This is a genomic window from Pseudomonas sp. GW822-FHT03F04 (assembly GCF_058801405.1).
Genome location: NZ_JBXANF010000010.1, coordinates 276,456 through 298,984, shown reverse-complemented (window position 1 = coordinate 298,984; position 22,529 = coordinate 276,456). Strand labels below are relative to the sequence as shown.

26 protein-coding genes are annotated in these 22,529 nt (G+C 61.2%); 16 read left to right on the top strand and 10 right to left on the bottom strand.

The genetic code is table 11. The annotated features are described in order from the left end of the window. Positions 1-203 precede the first annotated feature (203 nt). Together rhtA and AC1RMX_RS23835 are read left to right on the top strand one after the other, a co-directional pair. The gene (gene rhtA, locus AC1RMX_RS23840) at positions 204-1,091 is read left to right on the top strand and encodes a threonine/homoserine exporter RhtA (RefSeq protein WP_102620395.1); all 888 of its coding nucleotides are present in this window, start codon (positions 204-206) and stop codon (positions 1,089-1,091) included. A 168-nt stretch (positions 1,092-1,259) separates the two neighbouring features. Continuing rightward, a complete protein-coding gene (locus AC1RMX_RS23835) occupies positions 1,260-1,541 on the top strand; it encodes a hypothetical protein (RefSeq protein WP_096821152.1) in 282 nt (93 codons plus the stop codon). Positions 1,542-1,551: 10 nt separating this feature from the next. On the opposite strand, the gene AC1RMX_RS23830 is transcribed toward AC1RMX_RS23835, so the two are convergent. Beyond that, positions 1,552-2,121 carry a TetR/AcrR family transcriptional regulator gene (locus tag AC1RMX_RS23830; protein WP_096821145.1) on the bottom strand — a complete coding sequence of 190 codons (570 nt, stop codon included), beginning with the start codon at positions 2,119-2,121 and terminating at the stop codon, positions 1,552-1,554. A gap of 92 nt (positions 2,122-2,213) precedes the next feature. On the opposite strand from AC1RMX_RS23830, the gene AC1RMX_RS23825 reads away from it, so the two are divergent. Both AC1RMX_RS23825 and AC1RMX_RS23820 read left to right on the top strand, forming a co-directional pair. Continuing rightward, positions 2,214-2,942, top strand: coding sequence for an SDR family oxidoreductase (locus tag AC1RMX_RS23825; RefSeq protein WP_493073159.1), 729 nt, complete (start codon positions 2,214-2,216; stop codon positions 2,940-2,942). Between the two features lie 33 nt (positions 2,943-2,975). Then, positions 2,976-3,566: a 2-hydroxychromene-2-carboxylate isomerase gene (locus tag AC1RMX_RS23820; RefSeq protein ID WP_102620398.1), complete on the top strand. Its 591-nt coding sequence runs from the start codon at positions 2,976-2,978 to the stop codon at positions 3,564-3,566. On the opposite strand, the gene AC1RMX_RS23815 is transcribed toward AC1RMX_RS23820, so the two are convergent. Then, positions 3,563-4,561, bottom strand: coding sequence for a zinc-dependent alcohol dehydrogenase family protein (locus tag AC1RMX_RS23815; protein WP_493073158.1), 999 nt, complete (start codon positions 4,559-4,561; stop codon positions 3,563-3,565). The two genes, AC1RMX_RS23820 and AC1RMX_RS23815, sit on opposite strands and share 4 nt — an antisense overlap. Before the next feature lie 112 nt (positions 4,562-4,673). Here AC1RMX_RS23815 and AC1RMX_RS23810 point away from each other — a divergent pair, with 112 nt between their 5' ends. Then, positions 4,674-5,582, top strand: a complete 909-nt coding sequence (locus AC1RMX_RS23810) for a LysR family transcriptional regulator (protein WP_493073157.1) — start codon at positions 4,674-4,676, stop codon at positions 5,580-5,582. Here the strand turns inward: AC1RMX_RS23810 and AC1RMX_RS23805 are convergent. The 4 genes from AC1RMX_RS23805 to AC1RMX_RS23790 form a co-directional block, all read right to left on the bottom strand. Then, positions 5,575-7,383 (bottom strand): aminopeptidase P family protein, encoded by a 1,809-nt coding sequence (locus AC1RMX_RS23805; protein WP_102620401.1) that lies wholly within the window; start codon positions 7,381-7,383, stop codon positions 5,575-5,577. The genes AC1RMX_RS23810 and AC1RMX_RS23805 overlap by 8 nt on opposite strands. 57 nt (positions 7,384-7,440) lie before the next feature. Further along, positions 7,441-8,607, bottom strand: a complete 1,167-nt coding sequence (locus AC1RMX_RS23800) for an aminotransferase class V-fold PLP-dependent enzyme (protein ID WP_493073156.1) — start codon at positions 8,605-8,607, stop codon at positions 7,441-7,443. Positions 8,608-8,812: 205 nt separating this feature from the next. Further along, a complete protein-coding gene (locus AC1RMX_RS23795; protein WP_085710685.1) occupies positions 8,813-9,427 on the bottom strand; it encodes a LysE family translocator in 615 nt (204 codons plus the stop codon). Between the two features lie 101 nt (positions 9,428-9,528). Further along, entirely contained in the window at positions 9,529-9,798 is a 270-nt protein-coding gene (locus AC1RMX_RS23790) for a hypothetical protein (protein WP_493073154.1), read from the bottom strand. A 388-nt stretch (positions 9,799-10,186) separates the two neighbouring features. Here AC1RMX_RS23790 and msuE point away from each other — a divergent pair, with 388 nt between their 5' ends. From msuE to AC1RMX_RS23770, 4 genes are read left to right on the top strand one after another with little or no spacing between them, the layout of a single operon-like run. Further along, positions 10,187-10,750 (top strand): FMN reductase, encoded by a 564-nt coding sequence (gene msuE / locus AC1RMX_RS23785; RefSeq protein ID WP_096821151.1) that lies wholly within the window; start codon positions 10,187-10,189, stop codon positions 10,748-10,750. A gap of 10 nt (positions 10,751-10,760) precedes the next feature. Then, positions 10,761-11,906 carry an FMNH2-dependent alkanesulfonate monooxygenase gene (gene ssuD / locus AC1RMX_RS23780; RefSeq protein WP_493073153.1) on the top strand — a complete coding sequence of 382 codons (1,146 nt, stop codon included), beginning with the start codon at positions 10,761-10,763 and terminating at the stop codon, positions 11,904-11,906. Between the two features lie 10 nt (positions 11,907-11,916). Next, positions 11,917-13,104: an acyl-CoA dehydrogenase family protein gene (locus AC1RMX_RS23775; RefSeq protein ID WP_096821137.1), complete on the top strand. Its 1,188-nt coding sequence runs from the start codon at positions 11,917-11,919 to the stop codon at positions 13,102-13,104. 23 nt (positions 13,105-13,127) lie between these two features. After that, positions 13,128-14,231, top strand: a complete 1,104-nt coding sequence (locus tag AC1RMX_RS23770; RefSeq protein WP_096821136.1) for a sigma-54 interaction domain-containing protein — start codon at positions 13,128-13,130, stop codon at positions 14,229-14,231. Here the strand turns inward: AC1RMX_RS23770 and AC1RMX_RS23765 are convergent. Continuing rightward, entirely contained in the window at positions 14,228-14,593 is a 366-nt protein-coding gene (locus AC1RMX_RS23765; protein WP_096821135.1) for an antibiotic biosynthesis monooxygenase, read from the bottom strand. The genes AC1RMX_RS23770 and AC1RMX_RS23765 overlap by 4 nt on opposite strands. Before the next feature lie 90 nt (positions 14,594-14,683). On the opposite strand from AC1RMX_RS23765, the gene soxR reads away from it, so the two are divergent. Beyond that, the gene (soxR, locus tag AC1RMX_RS23760; RefSeq protein ID WP_493073152.1) at positions 14,684-15,142 is read left to right on the top strand and encodes a redox-sensitive transcriptional activator SoxR; all 459 of its coding nucleotides are present in this window, start codon (positions 14,684-14,686) and stop codon (positions 15,140-15,142) included. Between the two features lie 36 nt (positions 15,143-15,178). Here the strand turns inward: soxR and AC1RMX_RS23755 are convergent, their stop codons facing one another. The 3 genes from AC1RMX_RS23755 to AC1RMX_RS23745 form a co-directional block, all read right to left on the bottom strand. Beyond that, the gene (locus AC1RMX_RS23755; RefSeq protein ID WP_085710692.1) at positions 15,179-15,949 is read right to left on the bottom strand and encodes a MetQ/NlpA family ABC transporter substrate-binding protein; all 771 of its coding nucleotides are present in this window, start codon (positions 15,947-15,949) and stop codon (positions 15,179-15,181) included. Between the two features lie 75 nt (positions 15,950-16,024). Continuing rightward, on the bottom strand, positions 16,025-16,690 hold the full coding sequence (locus AC1RMX_RS23750; RefSeq protein ID WP_102620407.1) for a methionine ABC transporter permease: 666 nt from the start codon (positions 16,688-16,690) through the stop codon (positions 16,025-16,027). Between the two features lie 2 nt (positions 16,691-16,692). Further along, entirely contained in the window at positions 16,693-17,907 is a 1,215-nt protein-coding gene (locus AC1RMX_RS23745) for an SfnB family sulfur acquisition oxidoreductase (RefSeq protein WP_192558601.1), read from the bottom strand. 272 nt (positions 17,908-18,179) lie between these two features. On the opposite strand from AC1RMX_RS23745, the gene AC1RMX_RS23740 reads away from it, so the two are divergent. From AC1RMX_RS23740 to AC1RMX_RS23715, 6 genes are all read left to right on the top strand, one after another. Next, positions 18,180-18,638: a VOC family protein gene (locus tag AC1RMX_RS23740; protein WP_096821131.1), complete on the top strand. Its 459-nt coding sequence runs from the start codon at positions 18,180-18,182 to the stop codon at positions 18,636-18,638. Between the two features lie 143 nt (positions 18,639-18,781). Next, the gene (locus AC1RMX_RS23735; RefSeq protein WP_493073150.1) at positions 18,782-19,657 is read left to right on the top strand and encodes an alpha/beta fold hydrolase; all 876 of its coding nucleotides are present in this window, start codon (positions 18,782-18,784) and stop codon (positions 19,655-19,657) included. A 224-nt stretch (positions 19,658-19,881) separates the two neighbouring features. After that, the gene (locus tag AC1RMX_RS23730; RefSeq protein ID WP_493073149.1) at positions 19,882-21,081 is read left to right on the top strand and encodes a PepSY-associated TM helix domain-containing protein; all 1,200 of its coding nucleotides are present in this window, start codon (positions 19,882-19,884) and stop codon (positions 21,079-21,081) included. 14 nt (positions 21,082-21,095) lie between these two features. Then, on the top strand, positions 21,096-21,620 hold the full coding sequence (locus AC1RMX_RS23725; protein ID WP_493073162.1) for a PA2404 family protein: 525 nt from the start codon (positions 21,096-21,098) through the stop codon (positions 21,618-21,620). Beyond that, complete coding sequence (locus tag AC1RMX_RS23720; RefSeq protein ID WP_096821127.1) at positions 21,617-21,949, top strand: hypothetical protein; 333 nt, start codon at positions 21,617-21,619, stop codon at positions 21,947-21,949. Before AC1RMX_RS23725 ends, AC1RMX_RS23720 begins: the two co-directional genes overlap by 4 nt. Further along, the gene (locus AC1RMX_RS23715) at positions 21,946-22,512 is read left to right on the top strand and encodes a DUF6162 family protein (RefSeq protein ID WP_493073148.1); all 567 of its coding nucleotides are present in this window, start codon (positions 21,946-21,948) and stop codon (positions 22,510-22,512) included. Before AC1RMX_RS23720 ends, AC1RMX_RS23715 begins: the two co-directional genes overlap by 4 nt. The last annotated feature ends 17 nt before the right edge of the window (positions 22,513-22,529 follow it).

Sequence of the window (22,529 nt, the reverse complement as noted above, 5' to 3'; positions counted from 1 at the left end):
AAGGAGTTTTCCGTTTCGACTGCGCCGGAAGTGGGGCGAATTATAGGCCTCCAGAATCTGCCGTCAACCCCTAATTTGATTTTTCTATCAGTCGACTCAAAAAGCCCGCTTATATATAGACGCAACACCAGCGAATGCGCAGTATATTGCCCATCACTCAGTTAGTGCCTTCTACTGCCTTTACTATCGGACGATGCCGCGCAATGAACGACCAACCCCGCAGTCTTGTATCCATCCTGTTTCCGGTTGGCCTGATATTGATCGCCATGGCATCGATCCAGTCTGGCGCTTCTCTGGCCAAAAGCATGTTCCCCATCGTGGGCGCCCAAGGCACAACGACGCTACGCCTGATGTTCGCCAGCGTGATCATGCTGCTATTGCTGAGACCCTGGAGGGCAAAGCTGACGGCCAAATCGCTGCGCACTGTGATTGTGTACGGGATGGCGCTGGGCGGCATGAACTTCCTCTTCTATATGTCCTTGCGCACCGTGCCGCTCGGCATTGCGGTTGCTCTGGAATTCACTGGTCCGCTGGCCGTCGCCATCTACGCTTCCCGTCGTGCAATCGACTTCCTATGGATTGCCCTCGCTGCCGTCGGATTGCTGCTATTGATACCAACAGGTGCAGCGACAGCGGGTCTAGACCTTACCGGTGTGGCCTATGCGCTTGGTGCCGGTGTTTGCTGGGCGCTTTACATTCTCTTCGGCCAGAAAGCTGGCGCTGACAACGGCGTGACGACTGCAGCTCTGGGAGTGATGATCGCAGCCCTGTTCGTTGCGCCCATCGGGATCGTCCACGCCGGCGCCGCATTGCTGACGCCGTCATTGATCCCGATAGCCATTGGTGTCGCGATTCTTTCCACAGCCCTGCCCTATACCCTGGAAATGGTCGCCCTCACCCGCATGCCCGCTCGTACTTTCGGTACGCTGATGAGCATTGAGCCGGCATTTGGTGCGCTATCAGGGCTGCTGTTCCTGCAGGAATATCTCTCCTTGTCACAATGGATGGCCATCCTGTGCATTATTCTGGCTTCCGTCGGTGCAACGATGACCATGGGCAGCCATGCCAAGCCCGTGATTGCGGCGGATTGAAAGCGGTTGTAACGAAGGTCTGGCATTTGCCGCTCATTTAGGCCATGTTTAGCTTCGCAACTCAGTGCCAGATATGGACTTTTTCGGATAGGGACATCGAAACGCGTCAAGCGAGAGCGAATGCAGGCAGACCCGAGCGCCAGACTCGAGGCCGCCATAAGGACGGTAATGAAACGAATTTTGATACTGATCGCCGTACTCGCCATTTCGGGATGCGCGGCGACCTCCAAGGCTCAGGTAAAGCACGGCAAAAAAGGGCTGCACATCAACTGTTCAGGGCTCTCCTCCTCCTGGGACAAGTGCTACACCAGTGCCGCCAACTCCTGTGCGCCAAAGGGTTATAAAGTCATCGCCAAGTCCGGGGATGCGGTGGAAGAGCCGGGTGATTATCCCTTCGGTCTCAACCCCGCCGGCTATACCAGCCGAAGCATGATCGTCATCTGCAAATAAACCGCCGCCGCTATTGTGCTCGCTGAACGGCGAGCTGGCGGCCGATCTCTTCGTGACTGGACTCCAGCACCCGTTGCTGGATCTGCGGGGACGCCAACATCCGCGCCACCACCAACGCCCCGACACATTGCGACAGAATGGCCCAGGCCAGGCTGTCGCTCTCCAGAATCTGCGCCCAACTTTCCTGAAGCCGACAAATCCACAGTTCGGCCTGTTCCCGCACGACGACATCCGACCGAGCAATCTCAGCGCCCAGCGCAGGTAACGCGCACCCCAGCTCAGGTTGCTCGACATGAGCCATGTTCAGATACAGTTTGAGGCATCGCTCCAACCTTTCACGATCCTGCTCACCCCGCCCGCCCAGCCGCTCCAGGCTCTGGCACAACTCGCGCTCGACGATAGCGGCGAACAGGGCATCCTTGGACGAGAAATGACTGTAGAACGCCGCGCCACTCAGGCCGATCGTCTTCATCAGGCCATCGACACCCATCGTTGAAAATCCGCTTTTTTTCGCAGACAGCGAGCTGCTTTGCAGCAGCTTTTCTTTGGTTTCAAGCTTGTGACCGGCGGAGTACCGCATGCATTCATCCTCGCAATTGACTGCCTTGACGCTGAGCAAATCCTAGCATAACGTTCGTTCACTTAACGATCGTTTACTAAAGGGATCCACCCATGAATAACAAGAAGGTCGTATTGGTTGTCGGTGCAGGTGATGCCACAGGCGGCGCCATCGCCAGGCGGTTCGCCAAGGAAGGTTTCATCGCTTGCGTCACACGGCGCAGCGCCGACAAATTGCAACCGTTGGTGGAAGCCATCCAGGCAGACGGCGGCGAAGCCCACGGTTTTGCCTGCGATGCGCGCAAGGAAGAAGACGTCATTGCGCTGATCGAAGATATCGAAACCCGTCTCGGGCCAATCGAAGCGTTCGTTTTCAACATCGGCGCCAACGTGCCTTGCAGCATTCTCGAAGAAACGGCGCGCAAGTATTTCAAGATCTGGGAAATGGCCTGTTTCTCAGGGTTTCTCAATGCCCGCGAAGTGGCCAAGCGCATGGTGCCCCGCCAACGTGGCACCATTCTGTTCACCGGCGCTACCGCCGGGCTGCGCGGCGCCTCCGGTTTCGCCGCATTCGCCGGGGCCAAGCACGGCATCCGCGCACTGGCGCAAAGCATGGCCAGGGAACTCGGCCCGATGAACATTCACGTTGCCCACATCGTGGTCGACGGCGCCATCGACACCGACTTCATCCGCAGCAACTTCCCCGACAAATACGCAACCAAGGATCAGGACGGTATTCTCAATCCCGAGCATATCGCCGAGAACTATTGGTACCTGCACAGCCAGCCAAGGGACGCCTGGACCTTCGAGCTGGATCTGCGCCCCTGGAACGAACGCTGGTAATCCCTTCCAATAACAACAACGAGTGCAGCGACCATGAGCAAAACCGTGGAGTTCTACTTCGACCTCGGCAGCCCCGCCACCTATCTGGCCTACACCCAACTGCCAGGAATCTGCGCCGAGACCGGCAGCCAGCTGATCTATATCCCGATGTTGCTGGGCGGCGTATTCAAAGCCACCGGCAATGCTTCACCGGCGATGATCCCGGCCAAGGGCCGCTACATGTTTCAGGATCTGGACCGCTACGCCAAACGCTACGGCGTGCCCCTTAAATTCAATCCGCACTTCCCGATCAATACCCTGATGTTGATGCGCGCTGTCACAGGTATTCAACTGCGTCATCCAGAACGCTTCCTGGCGTTCATCGACTGCCTGTTCAAAGCGCTGTGGGTTGAGGGTCGCAGCCTCGATGAACCGGCAACGGTGGCAGCCGTGCTGACCGAACATGGCTTCAATCCTGAACAGGTACTGGCACTGACCAATGATGAAGCGGTCAAGGCCGCCCTCAAGGACAACACCGAGACGGCCGTGAAGCGTGGCGTCTTCGGCGCGCCGAGCATGTTCATCGGCAACCAGTTGTTCTTCGGTCAGGATCGGCTCGACTTCGTTGAAGAAGCCCTGCGTTAGATCTCTACTACAAGACGTCCCCGGGCTGCTTTCGATGAAAGCAGCTCATGGGCCTCGCCAGCTGACTCAAGCGTGAACCGACGCGCATCGAGCAGTGGCTTCACCTCTCCAGCTTCGATCAACAAGGCAACCTGGCGCAGGATCTCGCCATGATGCTCGCCACCCTTTCCAGTCAGCAGCGGCAACAAGGTAAACACGCCAGAGTAGGTCGCCCCCCGAAAGGACAGCGGCGCCAGACTATGCTGCCCCCAGCCCAGGCAACTCAGGACATGGCCGTGGTAGATCCGCGCAGCCTTGAAGGACGCATCCAGCGTTTCACCGCCAACCGTGTCATAAACGATATCGAACCCCTCCCCCGCCGTGTATTGGCTGACATAGTCCTCGACCGACATTTCACGGTAATCAATGAACGTCGCACCATAACCCTCAATAATTCCGCGCTTCCCCGCAGACCCCGTCGCAAAAACCTCGGCACCGAACGCGCGGGCAATTTGCACCGCCACATGCCCAACGCCACCCGCACCGCCGTGAATCAATACTTTTTGCCCGGCATTCACCCGAGCCCGATCCACCAGGCCTTCCCAGGCAGTAATCAGCACCAGCGGTAAACCTGCGGCCTCGCACATGCTCAGGTTGGCCGGTTTACGCGCCAGAAGCCGCGCATCAACCACCGCAAATTCGGCCAGCGAACCCTGCACGCCTCCAATGCCGGTTGCCAACGCATAAACCTCATCGCCCGGCACCCAGCCCTGCACGCCCTCACCCACCATCTCAATCACCCCCGCCAGATCCAGCCCCAGCACCGCCGGCAACGACTGTCGGGCATGAGCGGCCTGCCCCGCACGGATTTTCAGGTCCAGCGGATTCACACCGCTGGCCTTGATCCGCACCAACACCTGCCCGACCCCGGCCACGGGGCGTTCAAGGGAAACCAAGCGTAGCGGACCGTTAGCGGTGTCCACCATCAGCGCGCGCATGTGCAGTGAGTCAGTCATTTCGGTCATTCCTGTGGGAGAAAGTGAAGCCATGTTCTCCCAACCTACTCATGCCGATAAGACGCCGAATGACTATAGTGATCATGCCAAACCAGCATGAATGAGGTGCTCCGTGGACAAGCTCAACGCAATGGCAATCTTCGTCCGGGTGGTCGAGCGCGGCAGTTTTTCCGCCGTGGCCCGGGAGCTGCAGACCACCCAACCCACCATCAGCAAGGTTCTGCGCGCCCTTGAAATCCAGTTGGGCGGCAAGCTGATTGCCCGCAGTACACGCAAGTTGTCGCTGACCGATGAAGGCCAGCGGTACTACAAAGAATGCCGAATTATCCTCGCGGCCGTGGATGCTGCCGAGCTCAGCTTCCAGTCCGGCAGGGAAACGGTGGCCGGGTCGCTGCGGATCGGCTCCTCGGTCAGCTTCGGTCGGCTACAGATCGCCTCGCGCCTGCCCGGTTTTCTTGAGCGCTACCCGCAAGTGCAGATTGACCTGCATCTGAACGACCAGAACCTGGATCTGGTCAGCGAAGGCCTGGACGTCAGCCTGCGCATCGGCGAGTTGAACGACAGCGGCATGATCGCCCGTCGAATCGGCACCACCCATCGCGTCACCGTCGCGGCACCTGCTTATCTGCAACGCCATGAACATCCGCAATCGCCGCGGGATCTTGCGCAGCACAACTGTCTGCAATTCAACCTGCTCGAATCGCAGAATCTGTGGACTTACGAAAAGGACGGACAACGCTACGAGGTGCGCATCAAAGGCAATGCACAGAGCAACAACTCCGAGGCGATCCGTGAAATGGTCTTGGGAGGGTTGGGGATTTCGCTGTCGCCGATCTGGCTGTTCAGCGAGGATTTGAAGGCCGGTCGAGTGGTCGCCCTGTTGCAGGACTACCAGACCCGATCACTGCCGATACACGCGGTGTCCCCGGCGAACCGTCGCCAGTCCGCCAGGGTCAACGCGTTTGTCGATTACATGACCCAGGCGCTGGCAGCAGCACCTGAGCTTCAACCTCTTAGATAGCAGCCGTGCGCGTGTTCAACCACGCCAGCGACTCACCACTGAGCAACGGGCTCAAACGCTCGCGCACTTCAGCGTGATAGGCGTTGAACCACTGCTTCTCTTCCTGCGTCAGCAACGACGGTTCCAGGCAACGGGTATCGATCGGGCACAGGGTCAGGGTTTCGAACTTGAGGAACTCGCCGAACTCGCTGCTTCCAGCCAGAACGTTCATCGCCAGATTCTCGATGCGCACACCCCAGCGGCCCGGACGGTAGGTGCCCGGCTCGATGGAGGTGATCATTCCAGGTTGCATGGCGGTTTGCGGCGCTGGCGCAGCCTGATAGGCGATCACCTGCGGACCTTCGTGCACATTGAGGAAATAACCCACGCCGTGACCGGTGCCATGGCCGTAATCAACGTTTTCGGCCCAGATCGGCGCACGGGCAATAGCATCCAGCAGCGGCGACAGAATGCCTTTCGGGAAATGCGCACGGGACAAGGCGATCACACCCTTCAACACTCGGGTGCAATCGCGTTTCTGTTCTGCGCTCGGCGTGCCGACCGCCACCATGCGCGTGATGTCAGTGGTACCGCCCAGGTATTGGCCACCGGAGTCGATCAACAGCAAGCCATCACCCTCGATCACCGCGTGTTCTTCCGGGGTGGCGTGGTAGTGCGGCATCGCGCCGTTGGCGTTGTACGCAGCGATGGTATTGAAACTCAGCGACACATAATCCGGACGACGCTCACGGGCCGCCGTGAGTTTCTCGTCAATGGTCAGCTCGGTAATGCGCTCGCGACCCCAGGCCGATTCCAGCCAGGTGAAGAATTCGCACAGCGCCGCGCCGTCCTGTTCCATCGCCTGACGGATGTGCTCGGCATCCGCCGGGCTTTTTTGTGACTTGGCGAGGGTGGTCGGGTTCAGACCTTCGACCAGTTTCACGCCACTGTCGAGGTTGCCCAGCAGACCGCTGGTCACCCGTGCCGGGTCCACCAGCAGGCTCGCGCCGTTCGGGATCGCGCGCAAGGCGTCAGCAATTTCGCTGTAGTCGCGCAGGGTCACGCCATCCTTTTCCAGCACGGCACGCAGTTCCGCGTCGACCTTGCTCAACGCTACAAACAGCGTGGCCTGTTGCTGGCCGATCAGCGCAAAGGAAACGAACACCGGGTTGAACGACACATCGCCGCCGCGCAGGTTGAACAGCCAGGCGATGTCGTCGAGGGTGGCGATGAAGTGCCAATCGGCGCCGCGTTCCTGCAGGGTTTCACGCAGTTGGGCGAGTTTCTCGCCACGGCTGACGGTCGCCTGCGGCGGCAAGTGTTGATAGATCGGCGCGTTCGGCAGGCCCGGACGGTCGCTCCAGACTTCGTTCAACAGGTCGAGGTCGGTCCGCAGGCTGGCGCCGCGCGCTTCGAGCTTGCTGCCCAGGGTCCGCGCCGACGCCACGGCCATTACCGCGCCATCGACCGCAACCACGCCACCTTCCGGCGTCTGCTCGGCCAGCCAGTCCAGCGGGCTTGGCTGGCCCGGCTGCAACTTGACCAGCTCGATGCCGCTGCCTTTAAGTTCCTTGGTCGCCTGTTCCCAGTAACGACTGTCGGCCCAGACCCCGGCGAAATCAGTGGTGACAATCAATGTCCCCACCGAGCCATGGAAACCCGACAACCATTGCCGCCCCTGCCAGTAGCCCGGCAGGTATTCCGACAGGTGCGGGTCGGCGGACGGCACCAACAGTGCGTGGATGCCTTCGCGACGCATCAGTTCGCGGGTGTGCGCCAGGCGCTGGGGAACCGTTCCTTCGGTCAAAGTCTGGGTACTCATCGTGTCTCCTGCCAATCACTTCATCGTTATTGTTCGGTGCCGTTCGAAGTCGGCTCGTTAAAGCCCTGTCGCCCAGAATGCCGGAGCACTGGCGCAGGCGGTCTTGATCAGATCTACAGCCTTGTCGATGTCCTCGGCGGTGGTGAAACGACCGAGGCTCAGACGAATGGTACGGCCGGCCAAATGCGCATCGTGCCCCAATGCCAGCAGCACGTGGGACGGTGTGTTGCTGGCGGAGTTGCAGGCCGAAGTCGCAGAGAACGCGATCGAATGGCTCAGCGCCGCCGGGTTGAACTCGCCTTCGCTGAAGGTCAGGCTCAGGGTATGCGGGATACGTTGGCTGGCGCTGCCGTTGAGGCGTACGCCGGGCAGGCTCAACAGTTGTTCGAGCAGGCGCTCGCGCAGCGCGACGATGGTTTTCTTCTCGTCATCGAAAGCTTCGGCGGCCAAGGCAAATGCCGAGCCCATGGCAGCAATCTGGTGAGTCGCCAGCGTACCGGAACGCAATCCGCCCTCGTGGCCGCCACCGTGAATCTGCGCCTGCAAGCGCTGTTGCGCACGCGGGCCGACGTACAGCGCGCCGATGCCTTTGGGGCCGTAGAGCTTGTGTGCCGAGAACGACATCAGGTCCACCGGCCATTGCGCCAGATCGATCGCGACCTTGCCGGCGCCCTGGGCCGCATCGACGTGGAACAACGCCCCGCGTCCACGCACCACTTCGCCGATGGCCGGGATGTCGTTGACGGTGCCGAGTTCGTTGTTGACCAGCATCAACGACACCAGAAAGGTGTCGTCGCTCATCGCTTCGCTGACCGCTTGCGCAGTAATCAGGCCGTCGGCGTCCGGCACCAGATAGGTCACGGCGACACCGGCGTCCTGCAATTGCCGGGCAGTGTCGAGGATGGCCTTGTGTTCGATCTGACTGGTGATGATGTGGCCGCCGGACACGCCACGGGCCTGGGCCACGCCTTTGAGAGCAAGGTTGTTGGATTCGGTGGCGCCGGAGGTCCAGACGATCTGTTGCGCCTGGGCGCCGACCAGTTCGGCGACTTGCTGACGGGCGTTCTCGACGGTTTTTCGAGCCTGTTGGCCGAAGGCGTGGGAACTGGAGGCCGGGTTGCCGAAGTTACCGTTGAAACCCAGACACTCGATCATCACCTGGATGACCCGCTCGTCCACCGGAGTGGTGGCGGCGTAATCGAAATACAGCGGACGTTCGTTCATAAAAAGACTCGCAGAGCGTGTTCCGGGATCAGGAAGCTCGTGTCTACAAACGGCACGGCGCAGCCTTGTGAGCTGCGCCCGGGTTCGAGAGCGTCATCAATACCTGATCGGATGCCGTTAAAGAAGTAGGGCTTCATTAAAAGTGCGTAGGAACGCTCCTGAACGCGACTTTAACAGGCATCGGGCCGGCGGTTGTAGCACTGCGTCAGCTAAAGCTTTCAAGGAGTAACGGATACAGCGAAATCACCAGCAGCGCCGCCATGCCCCAGTTGAACACCCGCAACCAGCGGCGATCCTTGAGCACATTGCGCAGCAAGGTCCCGCACGCCGCCCAGACGCCGACGCTCGGCAGGTTGATGATGGCGAACACCGCAGCAATCACGATCACGTTGGTGAAATAACCCTGCATCGGCGTGTAGGTGCTGATGGCGCCAATGGCCATGATCCACGCCTTGGGATTGACCCACTGGAAGGCTGCCGCGCCGAGGTAGCTGATCGGTTTCGCCTCGCCCGACTCACTTTCCCCGACCGGGCCGGAGTGAGCAATTTTCCATGCCAGGTACAGCAAGTACGCCGCGCCGACGTAACGCAGGACCGTATAAAGAAGAGGATAAGTCTGGAACACCGCGCCCAAACCAAAACCCACCGCCACCACCAGCACAAAAAAGCCGCAAGTAATGCCGAGCATATGGGGAATAGTGCGGTTAAAGCCGAAATTCACGCCCGATGCCAGCAACATGGTGTTGTTCGGCCCCGGCGTGATCGAGGTGACAAGGGCAAACAGGGCAAAGCCCAGCAGCAGGTCGAGCGAGAGGGTCATGGCAGGCAGTCCGTCAGGGTCATTCAGGTGTTGACCCTATCCCACGGCGCCGCGCAAACCCACGGACAGTTGGGTAAAACTTCGAGCAGTACAGTTGCGAATCAGCTAGGACGACCGTGCAGCTGTATGGTCCGCTCCACACTCATTTCACCCTTGTTATCAAACCCGAAAGTCTTCTGTGGCTGGCCAAGCAGTTGAGCTTTCTTCGCGTGGTATTCCTCGAACGACAAGCCGCTGCGGTTCAGGGTTTCCAGCGCCAGCTCGCGGGTTTCTTCCGCCGTGTAAGGACGCAATTCCGGGGAAACGTGGCTCGCGCAACCGGCGAGAACGGAGACAGCGAGCATCAGGGAAGCAGTCAGTAAACGATTCATGGGAGCGTCCTGGCGAGCAGTGTGGGTCGATGGAGAAAGGCTACGCCCGGGCACGCTCCGGCAGAAATCAACGCTTTCAATAGTGGCTATCAGGATTCGAGCAGGTCAGTCCCGAATATTCACAAACGATCTATCAATATCAATTAACAGTCTTTTGCGGAATAACAATCAGCCTTTATAAAACCTTCAACACGTTCGGCACTGTTGTTCCAGCAACTGTTTCCCAGGCAACAGCGGTTCAACAAACCGGCCTGAAAGTCACATGAGCGCAGCCACCGATAACGCTCAAAGCCCCGGAATACGGGCCTCACAGGAATTGGTACAGCGCTTGCTCTGCTCCAGTGACTACTCACTGCTCGTCGAGCAACTGTTGAAAAAGGAACTGACCATGTCGCGTCCACTGAAAGTCGTCGCCCTGTCCGGCGGAACCTGGCGTCCCTCCCGCACCTTGGTGCTGACCCAGGCCCTGCTGACCGAATTGTCCGGGCACCTGCCGGTCGAGAGTCACCTGATCGAACTCGGCGACATCGCCCGCCCGCTTGGCGCCGCGCTGTCCCGTCAGGAATTGCCGGCCGAGATCGAAGCTGAACTGCAAGCCATCGAACAGGCTGACCTGTTGATCGTCGCGGCGCCGGTGTATCGAGGCTCCTATCCGGGGCTGCTCAAGCACTTGTTCGACCTGATTGATCTCAATGCGCTGATCGACACGCCTGTGCTGCTCGCCGCCACCGGTGGCAGCGAACGCCATGCGCTGGTCCTCGATCACCAGTTGCGCCCGCTGTTCAGTTTCTTCCAGGCCGTGACCCTGCCGATCGGCGTGTACGCCACCGAAGCCGATTTCGCCGACTACCAGATCACCAGCGAGCAACTAAAAGCGCGCATCCGTCTGGCCGCCGAACGCGCCGCGCCGCTGTTCGGTGCTCACCTCAAACCGTTGCTGAAAATCGCTTAAGGAGCTGTTCATGGATGTTTTCTGGTTCCTGCCGACCCACGGCGACGGTCACTATCTGGGCACCACCCAAGGCGCGCGTCCGGTCACACTCAATTACCTGAAACAGGTGGCGCAGGCCGCCGACAGCCTTGGCTACCACGGCGTGCTGATTCCCACCGGGCGTTCCTGCGAAGATTCGTGGGTGATCGCTTCGGCGCTGGTGCCGCTGACCGAACGCCTGCGTTATCTGGTGGCGATCCGTCCGGGGATCATTTCACCGACGGTCTCGGCGCGCATGGCCGCGACGCTGGATCGACTGTCCAACGGTCGCTTGCTGATCAACGTCGTGACCGGCGGTGACCCCGACGAAAACCGTGGCGACGGCAGTTTCCTCAGCCACAGCGAACGCTACGAAGTCACCGACGAATTCCTCAAGATCTGGCGTCGCGTGTTGCAAGGCGAGGCGGTGGATTTCGAAGGCAAACACCTGAAGGTGCAGAACGCCAAAGCCTTGTATCCACCGGTGCAGAAACCCTATCCGCCGCTGTACTTCGGAGGTTCCTCCGACGCGGCCCACGATCTGGCCGCCGAGCAGGTCGACGTGTACCTGACCTGGGGCGAACCACCGGCCGCCGTCGCCGAAAAACTCGCCGATGTACGTGAGCGCGCAGCCCGTCACGGACGCAAGGTGAAGTTCGGCATTCGCCTGCACGTGATCGTGCGCGAGACCGCCGAAGAAGCCTGGAAAGCCGCCGACAAACTGATCGAACACATCAGCGATGAAACCATCAAGGCCGCGCAGAAATCCTTTTCGCGTTTCGATTCCGAAGGCCAGCGACGCATGGCCGCCCTGCACGACGGGCGCCGCGACAACCTGGAAATCGCCCCCAACCTGTGGGCCGGCGTCGGCCTGGTGCGCGGCGGGGCCGGCACTGCATTGGTCGGCGATCCGCAGCAAGTGGCGGCGCGGATCAAGGAATACGCAGACCTGGGCATCGAGAGTTTCATCTTCTCCGGCTACCCGCATCTCGAAGAGGCCTACCGCTTTGCCGAGTTGGTGTTCCCGCTGTTGCCCGAGCCGTATGCGAGCCTGGCCGGACGCGGCGTGACCAACCTCACCGGGCCGTTCGGCGAAATGATCGCCAACGATGTACTGCCCGCCAAAGCCAACGCCTGAGGAAGACCGAGTGACTGCCAAACCGCAAAGCACCCTGCTCTCGCCCTTGCAGACCGCCCGACAACTGGCCGCCGAATTCGCCCTGACCGCTGTCGAGCGCGACGAACGCGGCGGCACACCAAAAGCCGAACGCGATGCCCTGCGCGACAGCGGGCTGCTGGCCCTGAGCATTCCCACCCGTTACGGCGGCCTCGGCGCGCGCTGGAGCGAAACCCTGGAAGTCGTGCGCGAGTTCGCAAAGGTCGACAGCTCGATCGCCCACGTCTTCGGTTTTCATCATTTGATGCTCGCCACCGTGCGCCTGTTTTCCCGTCCCGAACAATGGCAGCCGTGGTTCGAACAGACCGCGCGCCAGAACTGGTTCTGGGGCAACGCGCTCAATCCGCTGGACACCCGCACCGTGGTCAAGGACCTGGGCGGCTGGCGCGAGTTTTCCGGCAAGAAGAGCTTCTGCTCCGGCGCCAGCGATTCACAAATGCTGATCGCCTCGGCGGTGGACGAAAGCAACGGCGGCAAACTGCTGATCGCGGCAATTCCCAGCGGGCGCAGCGGCATCACCTTGCACAACGACTGGAACAACATCGGCCAGCGCCAGACCGACAGCGGCAGCGCCACGTTCGAACGGGTACGGGTCGAGGAATCGGAACTGCTGCTGGATCCGGGCCCGTTGAGTACCCCGTTCGCCTGCTTGCGCCCGTTGATCGCACAACTGACGTTCACGCATATGTTTCTCGGTATCGCCGAAGGTGCCTTTGAAGAAGCGCGGCAATACACCCTCAGCGAAACCCGCGTCTGGCACAAATCCTCGGTGCGCGAGGTGCGCGAAGATCCTTATGTGCTGGCCCATTACGGCGATTTCTGGGTCGCCCTCGAAGGCATCCGTCTGCTGGTGGAACGCGCCGCCACGTTGCTCGACGAGGCGTGGGCCAAAGGCCCGAACCTCAGCGCCGAAGAACGCGGCCACCTGGCCACGGCGATTGCCACCGCCAAGGTCGCCGCCAGTCGTCAGGGCCTGGAGATTTGCAGCCGACTGTTCGAAGTCACCGGCGCCCGTTCGACCCACGCGTCGCTGCGCCTGGACCGCCACTGGCGCAACCTGCGCACGCAAACCCTGCACGACCCGCTGGATTACAAACTCCACGAGCTGGGCGACTGGGCGCTGAACCAGTCCCTGCCGGTGCCGACGTTCTATTCCTGATTTCCTTTCGTGGAGCGAGACCCATGCAACTGCTGACCCTACCGCCCTCACCCGCCCTGGCCACGTCGATCCGCGCCACCGCCCAGGTCTTCGAAGACCCGAAGTCCCAGGCCCTGCTCGCGCATCTGCAACAAGTCGCGCCGAGCGAAGCCAGTGTGCTGATCATCGGCGAAACCGGCACCGGCAAGGAGTTGGTGGCGCGGCACATTCATAACCTGAGCAACCGGCGCAACCGGCCGTTCATTGCGGTGAACTGCGGGGCGTTCTCCGAATCACTGGTGGAAGCCGAACTGTTCGGCCATGAAAAAGGCGCCTTCACCGGCGCCCTCAGCGCCAAGGCCGGGTGGTTCGAAGAGGCGGATGGCGGCACCTTGTTCCTCGATGAGATCGGCGATTTGCCGATGGCGATCCAGGTCAAATTGCTGCGGGTATTGCAGGAGCGTGAAGTGGTGCGACTGGGTTCGCGCAAGAGCATTCCCATTGATGTACGGGTGCTGGCGGCGACCAACGTGCAACTGGAGAAAGCCATCAACGCCGGGCATTTCCGTGAGGATCTGTATTACCGGTTGAACGTGGTCAATCTGGAGCTGAGCCCGTTGCGCGACCGACCCGGCGACATCCTGCCGCTGACCCGGCACTTTATCGAGGCTTACAGTCAGCGTCTGGGTTACGGACGCATCACCATCAGCCCCGGCGCCGAGCACAAGCTGCGCGGCTACAGTTGGCCGGGCAACATCCGCGAACTGGAAAACGTCATCCATCACACGCTGCTGATCTGCCGCAACGGCGTGATCGAGCGCGATGATCTGCGCCTGTCGAACTTGCGTATCGATCGCCCGGACGACCAGCATTCCAATGTCGACGACTCACCGGAAGCGCTACTCGAACGCGCTTTCCAGAAGCTCTTCGAACAACAGGCCGGCGCGCTGCATGAAAAGGTCGAGGACGCGTTGCTGCGTTCGGCCTATCGCTTCTGCCACTACAACCAGGTGCACACCGCCGCGCTGCTCGGCCTGAGCCGTAACGTGACCCGCACGCGGCTGATCAAGATCGGTGAACTGGCAGTCAACAAGCGACGACCCACGGAAAACCTGCAAGGCGAGCGTTTGATCCAGCTGTCGATCTAGCCCACCAATTGGCAGTGCAAGCCATCGTCATGACTGCGGGCGATGCTGCTCAGCACCTGGAATGAACCGAAGGTCACGGTGCGCGCCTGATGGGTGCGGATCAACTGCCAGAAGTCCTGCTCGCCGGTTTCGAAACTCTGGAACGCCGCCTCCCCCGCCTCGCGGGATTGCCATTGCAGGAAACCCAACACTCGCCGGCCATCGTCGCTGGCCTGAACGCTGGCGCTGACAAATCCGGCATAACGCTGGGCCAGACGCTCGGTCTGCACGGTCAGCGCCGAGACCAGCGCCGGTTGTTGGCCGGGTTCGATTTCAAATTCGATCAATTGGGTGAAGCTGCGGTTTTTCGCTGGTGCTTGCATGACATCCCCACTCTGTCAGGTGAATCTTGCGGTTCGAAGGCCTGCAGGGTAAAACCTCGAGTTAACTAGAGATCAAGGGGCAATGTTCAAATGGTCGCAGCGGAAAATGTGCACAGGCAACTCACCGTCGGCGAAGTCGCGGCCCGCAGTGGCGTGGCCGTCACTGCCCTGCATTTTTATGAATCCAAAGGCTTGATCAAAAGCCAGCGCAATGCCGGCAACCAGCGGCGTTACCCACGGGAAGTGTTGCGGCGGGTGGCGTTGATCAAGGTGGCGCAACGGCTGGGCATTCCACTGGCGGAAATCGGCGAGGCGTTGAAACAGTTGCCGGACAACCGCGCACCGACGGCGGCGGACTGGAAAGAGTTGTCGGAGCAGTGGCGGCGGGAGCTGGACGAGCGGATCAATCAGTTGATGCTGCTGCGGGATCGACTGACCGGCTGCATCGGTTGCGGATGCCTGTCGATGGAGGCGTGTCCGCTGCGCAATCAGGGGGATGTGCTGGGCGAACAGGGGCCAGGAGCGCACTTTCTCGATATCCCCACCTGAGGGCCCCCTTTTCGTGGGAACCCTCAGATCACTCCATCAGAAGCCCGGCGCAATCTGCCCTTTGTAGCGGGTCAGAATGAACTGACGCACTTCATCGGAATTCAACGCCTTGGCCAGTTTCTGCAGGCCCGGATCGTTGATGTTGTCGGGACGTGCGACCAGAAACTCGATGTACAGGCTTTTGCCCTTCTCGACGATTAGCGCGCTGTTGGTGTCGATCCCGGCTTCCAGCGCGTAGTTGGCGAACACGAAGGCCAGGTCCACCTGACTCACGGAACGGGCCAGCAACGCACCTTCCAGTTCACGGATTTTCAGGTGCTTGGGGTTTTCGACGATGTCGCGTTGGGTGGCCAGGGTGTTGCTCGGATCCTTGAGCTTGATCAGCCCCGCCTCGTGCAACAGCACCAGGGCGCGGCCGGTGTTCACCGGGTCGTTGGGGATCGACACGCTCGCGCCGTCCTTCAGCTCCGAAATGTTCTTGATCTTGGTCGAGTAGGCGCCGAACGGTTCGATGTGCACGCCGACGACCGGCACCAGATTGGTATGGCGGGTCTTGTTGAAATCATCGAGAAACGGCCGGTACTGATAGTAGTTGGCATCGAGGTTTTTCAGCGCCAGTTGCTGGTTGGGCTGGATGAAGTCGGTGAAGACCTTGATGTCCAGATCCACGCCTTCCTTGGCCAGGGTCGGTTTGACGAACTCGAGAATTTCCGCGTGCGGCACCGGGGTGGCACCGACGATCAGTTTTTCGTTGGCGTGGGCGCCGAACGACAGCACGGCAGCCAGAACGGCCAGGGTCTTTTTCATGTTGTGCTCCAAGGCAGATTTGAGTGGCCGTCGTGGGGTGAACGTGGGGCCTTTTATGGGTTGAACTTGTTTTTGTCAGCGTCGGCTGAAGTGCGCCACCAGACGGTCGCCGGTCATTTGCAGGGCCTGCACCAGAATCAGCAGCAACACCACGGTGACCACCATCACGTCGGTCTGAAAGCGCTGATAGCCGTAGCGGATCGCCAGATCGCCGAGCCCGCCGCCACCGATCACGCCGGCCATCGCCGTGTAATCCACCAGCACGATGGCGGTGACCGTCACCGCCGCCAGCAACCCGCCCCGGGCTTCCGGCAACAGCGTGTGGCGAATGATCTGCCAGGTGTTGGCACCCATGGCCTGGGTCGCCTCGACCACGCCGCGATCGACTTCGCGCAACGCGGTTTCCACCAGTCGCGCAAAGAACGGTGTGCAGCCGACCACCAATGGCGGAATGGTGCCCGGCACGCCCAGCGAAGTGCCCACCAGCAGCGTGGTCAGCGGAATCAGCACGATCAGCAAAATGATGAACGGCAGCGAACGCAGCATGTTCACGATCACTGACAGCACCCGATACACGCCGACCGTTTCATGCAACTGGCGCTTGCCGGTGAGAAACAGCAGCAGCCCCAGCGGCAGGCCCAGCAACACCGTGAACAGCAGCGCCGCGCCGAGCATGCTCAGGGTGTCGAGACAGGCCTGGGCAATGTCGGCCCAGTAAAGGTGTTTGAACCACTCGGCCATGATCAGGACCAGTCGTGGCGCGGAGGTTTGATGCCATTGAGCAACCAGTTGCCGACCACGTGGTATTTCCAGCGCACCGGGTCATGCAGGGTGTGGACCCGGGCGTTGCGCCAGTGACGGTCGAAGTTGTGCTTCTTCAGGGTCGAGCGGGTGCCACCGAGTTCGAACAACTTGTTGCTGGCCTCGATGGCGATTTCGGTGGTCAGCACTTTGGCCTTGGCCACGGCCAGGGAGGCCAGCGCGACGTTGTCTTCATCGGGCGCCGGGCGTGCGGCGTCGAGCGCCCAACCGGCGCGTTCGAGCAGGGCTTCGGCGGCTTCCAGACGGATTTCCAGTGCACCGATCTGAATGATCGTCAGCGGATCTTCGCTGGCCTTGTCCACCCCCGCGTCGATCCATGGCCGGGCAAACTGACGAACGAAGTCAACGGTGTCGCGCAGCGCCGCCCGGGCGATGCCGGCGTCGATGGCAGCGGTGGTCAACTGGGCGAACGGCCCGGCCAGGGTCGGGTTTTCGTAGGAGCGATAAGTCGGGAACAGATTGAACGGCGCCACCTGCAGATCTTCTGCCAGCACCGTACCGCTGGACGTGGTGCGCTGGCCGATGCTGTCCCAATCATCAACGATCACCAGCCCTTTCGTGCCGCGCTCGACAAAGGCCAACTGGCCCTTCTGTTCTTCATCCAGCGCCAGCACCGCCAGCCAGTGGGCGTAGAGAGAACCGGTGCAGTAACCCTTGCGGCCGTTGATCACGAATCCGTCGCCATAACGGCGGATGGTTGCCTGAATGTCCTGCACGTTCTTGCCGCCGGTTTCCGACAGCGCATTGGCGAAACGATGACCTTGCAGCGCCAGTTCGAAGAAATGCGCCTGCTGCGCCGGCGTGCCTTGCAGGCGGATGTCTTCGAGCAGGCAGTAATGGTTTTGCGGGATCTGTCCGAGGGACGGATCGGCGGCGGAAATGATCGCGATCACTTGGGCCAGCACCGCGTAGGACACCTGGGCGCCGCCGTACTCCTTCGGCACGCTGATGCCCCACAGACCACTGTTGGAATACAGGTCGACGATCTCGGCAGGCACTTCACGGCTGCGGTCGCGCTCGGCGGCGTGCTCCTGCAAAACGGCGGCGACCTGTTCGGCCACGCGCAAGGCTTCGGCGGCGTCGGCGATACGGTGGGCGGCCGGCGGGTTGATCGGATAAACGGCAGATTCAGACATGGATGACTCTCGGTATCGGTGTTGTACCGGGTCATTGCAGCTTCTGTGCCTGACTGACAGGCCTTGTTTTTCGGGGCTTTCAGCGGACTTTCGCAGGAAAGAACGATGAAAACCCGCGCATTCTGTTGCTTCACTGTCGATGGCTGAACACTGCTCGTCGGGTACTCGGTCGGGCCGGCGACACACGCCTATAGTTGAGCGACCGGTAACCCCGGCGAAGGCACACCTTCAACCCCCCATAAAATCAGGGCGACAAAAACAAGGAGTACGCCATGAGCGTTCAACCTATTCCCGAGGGGTATCACAGCATTACCCCGTATCTCGGCATCCATAAGGCCGCCGAGGCCATCGATTTCTATAAAAAGGCGTTCGGTGCCACCGAAGTCATGCGCCTGGCCATGCCCGACGGCGGTATCGGCCACGCCGAACTGCGCATCGGTGACAGCGCGATCATGCTCGGCTCGCCGTGCGATCAAGGTCCGTTGAGCAATCCGGACAAAGCCGTGTCCGTCGGCTTGCATCTGTACGTGACCGATGTCGACAAGTCGTTCCAGCGCGCACTGGATGCCGGGGCGACAGCCGTGTCCGAGGTCAAGGATCAGTTCTACGGCGACCGCAGCGGTACATTGAAAGATCCGTACGGGCATCTGTGGTTTCTGGCAACGCGCAAGGAGGACCTGACCCAGGAGCAGATCGAGCAGCGGGCGAAAGAGCTGTTCCAGCAGGGTTAGCAACAACGAATGTCCATTCCCGCGCAACGCGCGGGGATGGGCGAACACGATTCATGAACCGTCGAACCACGCTTCACGCCTTGTCATGAACGCCCGGCGATTTCAGGATGCAGGCCAACCGCCTGAATAAAGGATCACCCCCGATGTTTGCCGGATTCGTCAAAGACCAGCGCCACGTCAACGGCGTGGACATCACCTACCGCCTCGGAGGCAGCGGGCCGGGCCTGCTGTTGTTGCACGGGCACCCGCAGACCCACGTCATCTGGCACAAGGTCGCCGAGCAACTGGCGGAGCACTTCACCGTGGTTGCCGCCGACCTGCGCGGTTACGGCGACAGCAGCCGACCGCCAGCCGATGAGCGGCACACCAGCTATTCCAAACGCGAAATGGCCCGCGACGGCGTGGAACTGATGCAAGCGCTGGGCTTTAAGCAGTTCTCGATCCTCGCCCACGACCGTGGGGCCCGAGTCGCCCATCGCCTGGCCCTCGATCATCCCGCCACCGTGCAACGCATGGTGTTGCTGGACATTGCGCCGACCCTGGCGATGTACAGCCAGACCAACGAAGCCTTCGCCCGGGCCTACTGGCACTGGTTTTTCCTGATCCGCCCGGCGCCGCTGCCGGAAACCCTGATCGAAGCCGATCCCGAAGCCTATCTGCGCAGCGTCATGGGCAGCCGCAGTGCCGGGCTCAAGCCGTTCACTGACGAAGCGTTCGCTGAATACCTGCGTTGCCTGAGCCTGCCCGGCAGCGCCCGTGGGATCTGCGAGGACTACCGGGCCAGTGCCGACATCGATCTGGAACATGACCGCGCCGACCTCGAGGCCGGCCATCATCTGAGCTTGCCGCTGCTGGTGCTGTGGGGCGCCGAAGGCACGGTCGGTCGTTGCTTCGACCCGCTCAGGGAATGGCAACAAGTGGCCACCGATGTGCGCGGCAAGTCTCTGCCCGCTGGTCATTACCTCGCTGAAGAAGTGCCGGAACTGTTGCTCGCCGAAGCACTGACGTTCCTGCGCTGAGCCATCCTTTCCTCCCGCTCACCACAACGCCGACCGGCGTCGTGGTGAGATTGCGGTCGCGAAACATTTACTTTCACATCCTTCATCGGGATTTGCTTCGGTCATCCGTCTTATAGAGATGCGGGCCAGTCGCGTAGGCAAAAGCCACGACCGGCCCATCAGGGACTCCCGCGCTGCGAAGCCCGTAGTGGCCGAGTCCTCTCACCGAATCAAGACCCGTCATCATGTCGAAGAAATCCCGCTCGAAACTGTGGTTCCTGGTACACAGCTGGCTAGCGTTGCCGATCTGGTTTTTTGTCCTGATTGTCTGCGTCACCGGCACCCTGGCGGTGGTCAGCCAGGAAATCGTCTGGCTGGTGAACCCGCAAATGCGCGCCACCCAACCCTCTGACGATGCCCCGCTGCTGGGCTACGATCAGGTCATCGCCGCGATCAAGACTGCCGAGCCGCAGTTGCTGGTCGAACGCATCAGTCGCCCCGACGAATCGCATTTCGCGCTGGAGGTGAACGTCAGTCAGCCTGACGGGCGCTCGGTGACCGTCTACGTCAACCCTTACACCGGTGTGATTCAGGGCACCGCACCAGACTTCAATTTCCGTGCCTTCACCCGAGCCTTGCACGGCTGGTGGCTGGTGCCGTTCACCAACGGTTACAGCTGGGGCTGGTATCTGGTGTCGTTTCTGGCACTGCCGATGCTGGCTTCGCTGGTAACCGGGCTGGTGGTCTACAAGCGTTTCTGGAAGGGCTTTTTCAGCCCGACCCTGCGCCTGCGTCACGGTGCGCGGATTTTCTGGGGCGATTTCCACCGCCTCAGTGGCATCTGGTCGATCTGGTTCATCGCGGTGATCTCCGTCACCGCCGTGTGGTTCCTGATCGAAGCCATTCTTTCCGACAACCATATTTCCATCTCCAGCGAGCCAATCATCGCGGCCATGTCCCGTGAAGGCGTGCCGTTGTCCGCCGATGGTTCGCCTCCGCCACGGGTCAGCCTGGACCACGCCGTCGAAATCGCCCAGCAACGGATTCCCGGGTTCGAAGCCAGCACCATCAATCTGCCCGGCAACGCCTACAGCCACCTCGATATCCGTGGACGCGGCTGGTATCCGCTGATGTTCCAGTCAGCCACGCTCAATCCCTACAGCGGTGAAGTGGCCGCCTCGCGCCTGCTCTCCGATCGGACCTCCCTGGAGTTCGTCACTGAATCCATGCGTCCGCTGCACACCGGCGACTTCGGCGGACTGTGGATCAAGCTGATCTGGTTCTTCTTCGGGCTGGTGCTGAGCATGATGGTCCTCAGCGGGCTGTTGATCTGGACCAAGCGCACCGCGCTGGCGACCGCCAACGCCCTCAAGCGCGAGAACAAGAAACAGCGCGTTCAGGCACAACCGGCCCTGCACCGTGAACCGTCGGAGGCCAACCTGTGAGCAAGTCCACCCCCATGGTTCAGCCTTCGCGGCTGAGCGCGATCTGGCATAAATGGCGCTTCCACATCAACGTGCTGCTGTTGCTGATTCCGCTGGGATTCATGCCCAGGTACTTCGCCGATCAGGCGTTGTTTCGCGGTGACAGCGGGCTGGGTGAGCGCGAGATCGGCGAAGTCCAGGTGGGTCCGTGGAGCCTGCGTCTGGCCGAGTTTCGCAACGAAGCGCCGCTTCCCGATGGCGCAGCCGGCTATCTGAAGGGTTTTAGCGCCGCGCTGTGCGAGGCCTGTGTCGAACAGGTCAAGGCCACCTACCTGCGCATCGGCAAGCCACGCAGCCTGCGCGCCGCCGGTTCGATCTTCTTCGGCACGCCTTACAGCATGGGCACGCAGATGCCCGTCCCGGACAAAACCAGAGCCGACGCCGAACTGTGGATCACCATGGAAGGCTGGGACGGCAGCATGCACCAAGCCTCGATTCCGCTGAGCCAGGCCTCCCCCGCCACTATTGCCTGGCTGAACAAACAAGGAGCCAAACCATGAGCCGCCCCTCCCGTCTGAGCATGAGCACCGCATTGCTGGTGCTGTGTGCCGGTTTCAGCGCCAGTGCCCTGGCCCACAACCCGATGTGCGAGTGCAAGGCCATCGATGCCGAGCAGATCAAATGCACCGGCGGTTTCTCCGACGGCAGCGGCGCGCCGGGGGTGACCCTCGACGTGATCGGCTACGACGAAACCATTCTGGTGCCGGGCAAGCTCGGCGCCGATTCGACCCTGACCTTCAAGAAACCCGGCGCCGAGTTCTACGTGCTGTTCGACGCTGGCCCCGGCCATGTCGTCGAAATCGACCAAGCGGATATCGAAGCCCCATGACCACGCCGACCACTCAAGTTGTTCGCCCCGCCGGTGCCGGCCATGAAACCCTCAATGTGCTGCTGATGTGCCTGCTGATCCTCGCGGTCGCCGGCTCCGTGGTGGCGTGGCGCGGGGTGTCCCATGAACCCGAACCGGTTTCCAGCCATCAGCTCGACGCCCGCCGCGACCTCGGCGCCAGCGAGCAAGGCATCTACGCCGACCTGCGAGTAACCCTCGACGAGATCCACCTGTTGCGTGAAGAACAGCAAGCGCTGCCGACCCCGCAGAATCTGGCGGATGAAGGTTTCGCGCCGTTCGCCCAGGACGCCAGCTCCATGAGCCGTGGCGGCCATGCCTGGCAATTGCTGGCCGACGCCGCCTACTTCGGCCACAGCCAGGCACCGGCCGTGGCCGGCTCGTTTCTGATGCGCCTGAACGACGCTGCGCCGGACATCTGGCTCAACCGCGCCGCCGATCTGCAAGCGCCGACAGACCTGTCCGACGCAGCACTGACCGCTGCCGGATGGAAACAGATCGTCGCGCAATTCGATGCCGGGGTGACCCGCGAACATCGTCATTGAACCCTCGCCTTCATTCG

What these genes read in the sequence shown, in the direction of transcription:
- AC1RMX_RS23730 (WP_493073149.1), top strand. Translation starts at nt 19,882, where the DNA reads ATGTCGAAGAAATCCCGCTCGAAACTGTGGTTCCTGGTACACAGCTGG.
- AC1RMX_RS23715 (WP_493073148.1), top strand. Translation starts at nt 21,946, where the DNA reads ATGACCACGCCGACCACTCAAGTTGTTCGCCCCGCCGGTGCCGGCCAT.
- AC1RMX_RS23800 (WP_493073156.1), bottom strand. Translation starts at nt 8,607, where the DNA reads ATGAACGAACGTCCGCTGTATTTCGATTACGCCGCCACCACTCCGGTG.
- AC1RMX_RS23725 (WP_493073162.1), top strand. Translation starts at nt 21,096, where the DNA reads ATGGTTCAGCCTTCGCGGCTGAGCGCGATCTGGCATAAATGGCGCTTC.
- AC1RMX_RS23720 (WP_096821127.1), top strand. Translation starts at nt 21,617, where the DNA reads ATGAGCCGCCCCTCCCGTCTGAGCATGAGCACCGCATTGCTGGTGCTG.
- AC1RMX_RS23740 (WP_096821131.1), top strand. Translation starts at nt 18,180, where the DNA reads ATGAGCGTTCAACCTATTCCCGAGGGGTATCACAGCATTACCCCGTAT.
- AC1RMX_RS23805 (WP_102620401.1), bottom strand. Translation starts at nt 7,383, where the DNA reads ATGAGTACCCAGACTTTGACCGAAGGAACGGTTCCCCAGCGCCTGGCG.
- AC1RMX_RS23820 (WP_102620398.1), top strand. Translation starts at nt 2,976, where the DNA reads ATGAGCAAAACCGTGGAGTTCTACTTCGACCTCGGCAGCCCCGCCACC.
- AC1RMX_RS23765 (WP_096821135.1), bottom strand. Translation starts at nt 14,593, where the DNA reads ATGCAAGCACCAGCGAAAAACCGCAGCTTCACCCAATTGATCGAATTT.
- AC1RMX_RS23815 (WP_493073158.1), bottom strand. Translation starts at nt 4,561, where the DNA reads ATGACTGACTCACTGCACATGCGCGCGCTGATGGTGGACACCGCTAAC.
- msuE (WP_096821151.1), top strand. Translation starts at nt 10,187, where the DNA reads ATGTCGCGTCCACTGAAAGTCGTCGCCCTGTCCGGCGGAACCTGGCGT.
- AC1RMX_RS23825 (WP_493073159.1), top strand. Translation starts at nt 2,214, where the DNA reads ATGAATAACAAGAAGGTCGTATTGGTTGTCGGTGCAGGTGATGCCACA.
- AC1RMX_RS23745 (WP_192558601.1), bottom strand. Translation starts at nt 17,907, where the DNA reads ATGTCTGAATCTGCCGTTTATCCGATCAACCCGCCGGCCGCCCACCGT.
- AC1RMX_RS23750 (WP_102620407.1), bottom strand. Translation starts at nt 16,690, where the DNA reads ATGGCCGAGTGGTTCAAACACCTTTACTGGGCCGACATTGCCCAGGCC.
- rhtA (WP_102620395.1), top strand. Translation starts at nt 204, where the DNA reads ATGAACGACCAACCCCGCAGTCTTGTATCCATCCTGTTTCCGGTTGGC.
- AC1RMX_RS23755 (WP_085710692.1), bottom strand. Translation starts at nt 15,949, where the DNA reads ATGAAAAAGACCCTGGCCGTTCTGGCTGCCGTGCTGTCGTTCGGCGCC.
- AC1RMX_RS23795 (WP_085710685.1), bottom strand. Translation starts at nt 9,427, where the DNA reads ATGACCCTCTCGCTCGACCTGCTGCTGGGCTTTGCCCTGTTTGCCCTT.
- AC1RMX_RS23835 (WP_096821152.1), top strand. Translation starts at nt 1,260, where the DNA reads ATGAAACGAATTTTGATACTGATCGCCGTACTCGCCATTTCGGGATGC.
- soxR (WP_493073152.1), top strand. Translation starts at nt 14,684, where the DNA reads ATGGTCGCAGCGGAAAATGTGCACAGGCAACTCACCGTCGGCGAAGTC.
- AC1RMX_RS23830 (WP_096821145.1), bottom strand. Translation starts at nt 2,121, where the DNA reads ATGCGGTACTCCGCCGGTCACAAGCTTGAAACCAAAGAAAAGCTGCTG.
- ssuD (WP_493073153.1), top strand. Translation starts at nt 10,761, where the DNA reads ATGGATGTTTTCTGGTTCCTGCCGACCCACGGCGACGGTCACTATCTG.
- AC1RMX_RS23790 (WP_493073154.1), bottom strand. Translation starts at nt 9,798, where the DNA reads ATGAATCGTTTACTGACTGCTTCCCTGATGCTCGCTGTCTCCGTTCTC.
- AC1RMX_RS23770 (WP_096821136.1), top strand. Translation starts at nt 13,128, where the DNA reads ATGCAACTGCTGACCCTACCGCCCTCACCCGCCCTGGCCACGTCGATC.
- AC1RMX_RS23735 (WP_493073150.1), top strand. Translation starts at nt 18,782, where the DNA reads ATGTTTGCCGGATTCGTCAAAGACCAGCGCCACGTCAACGGCGTGGAC.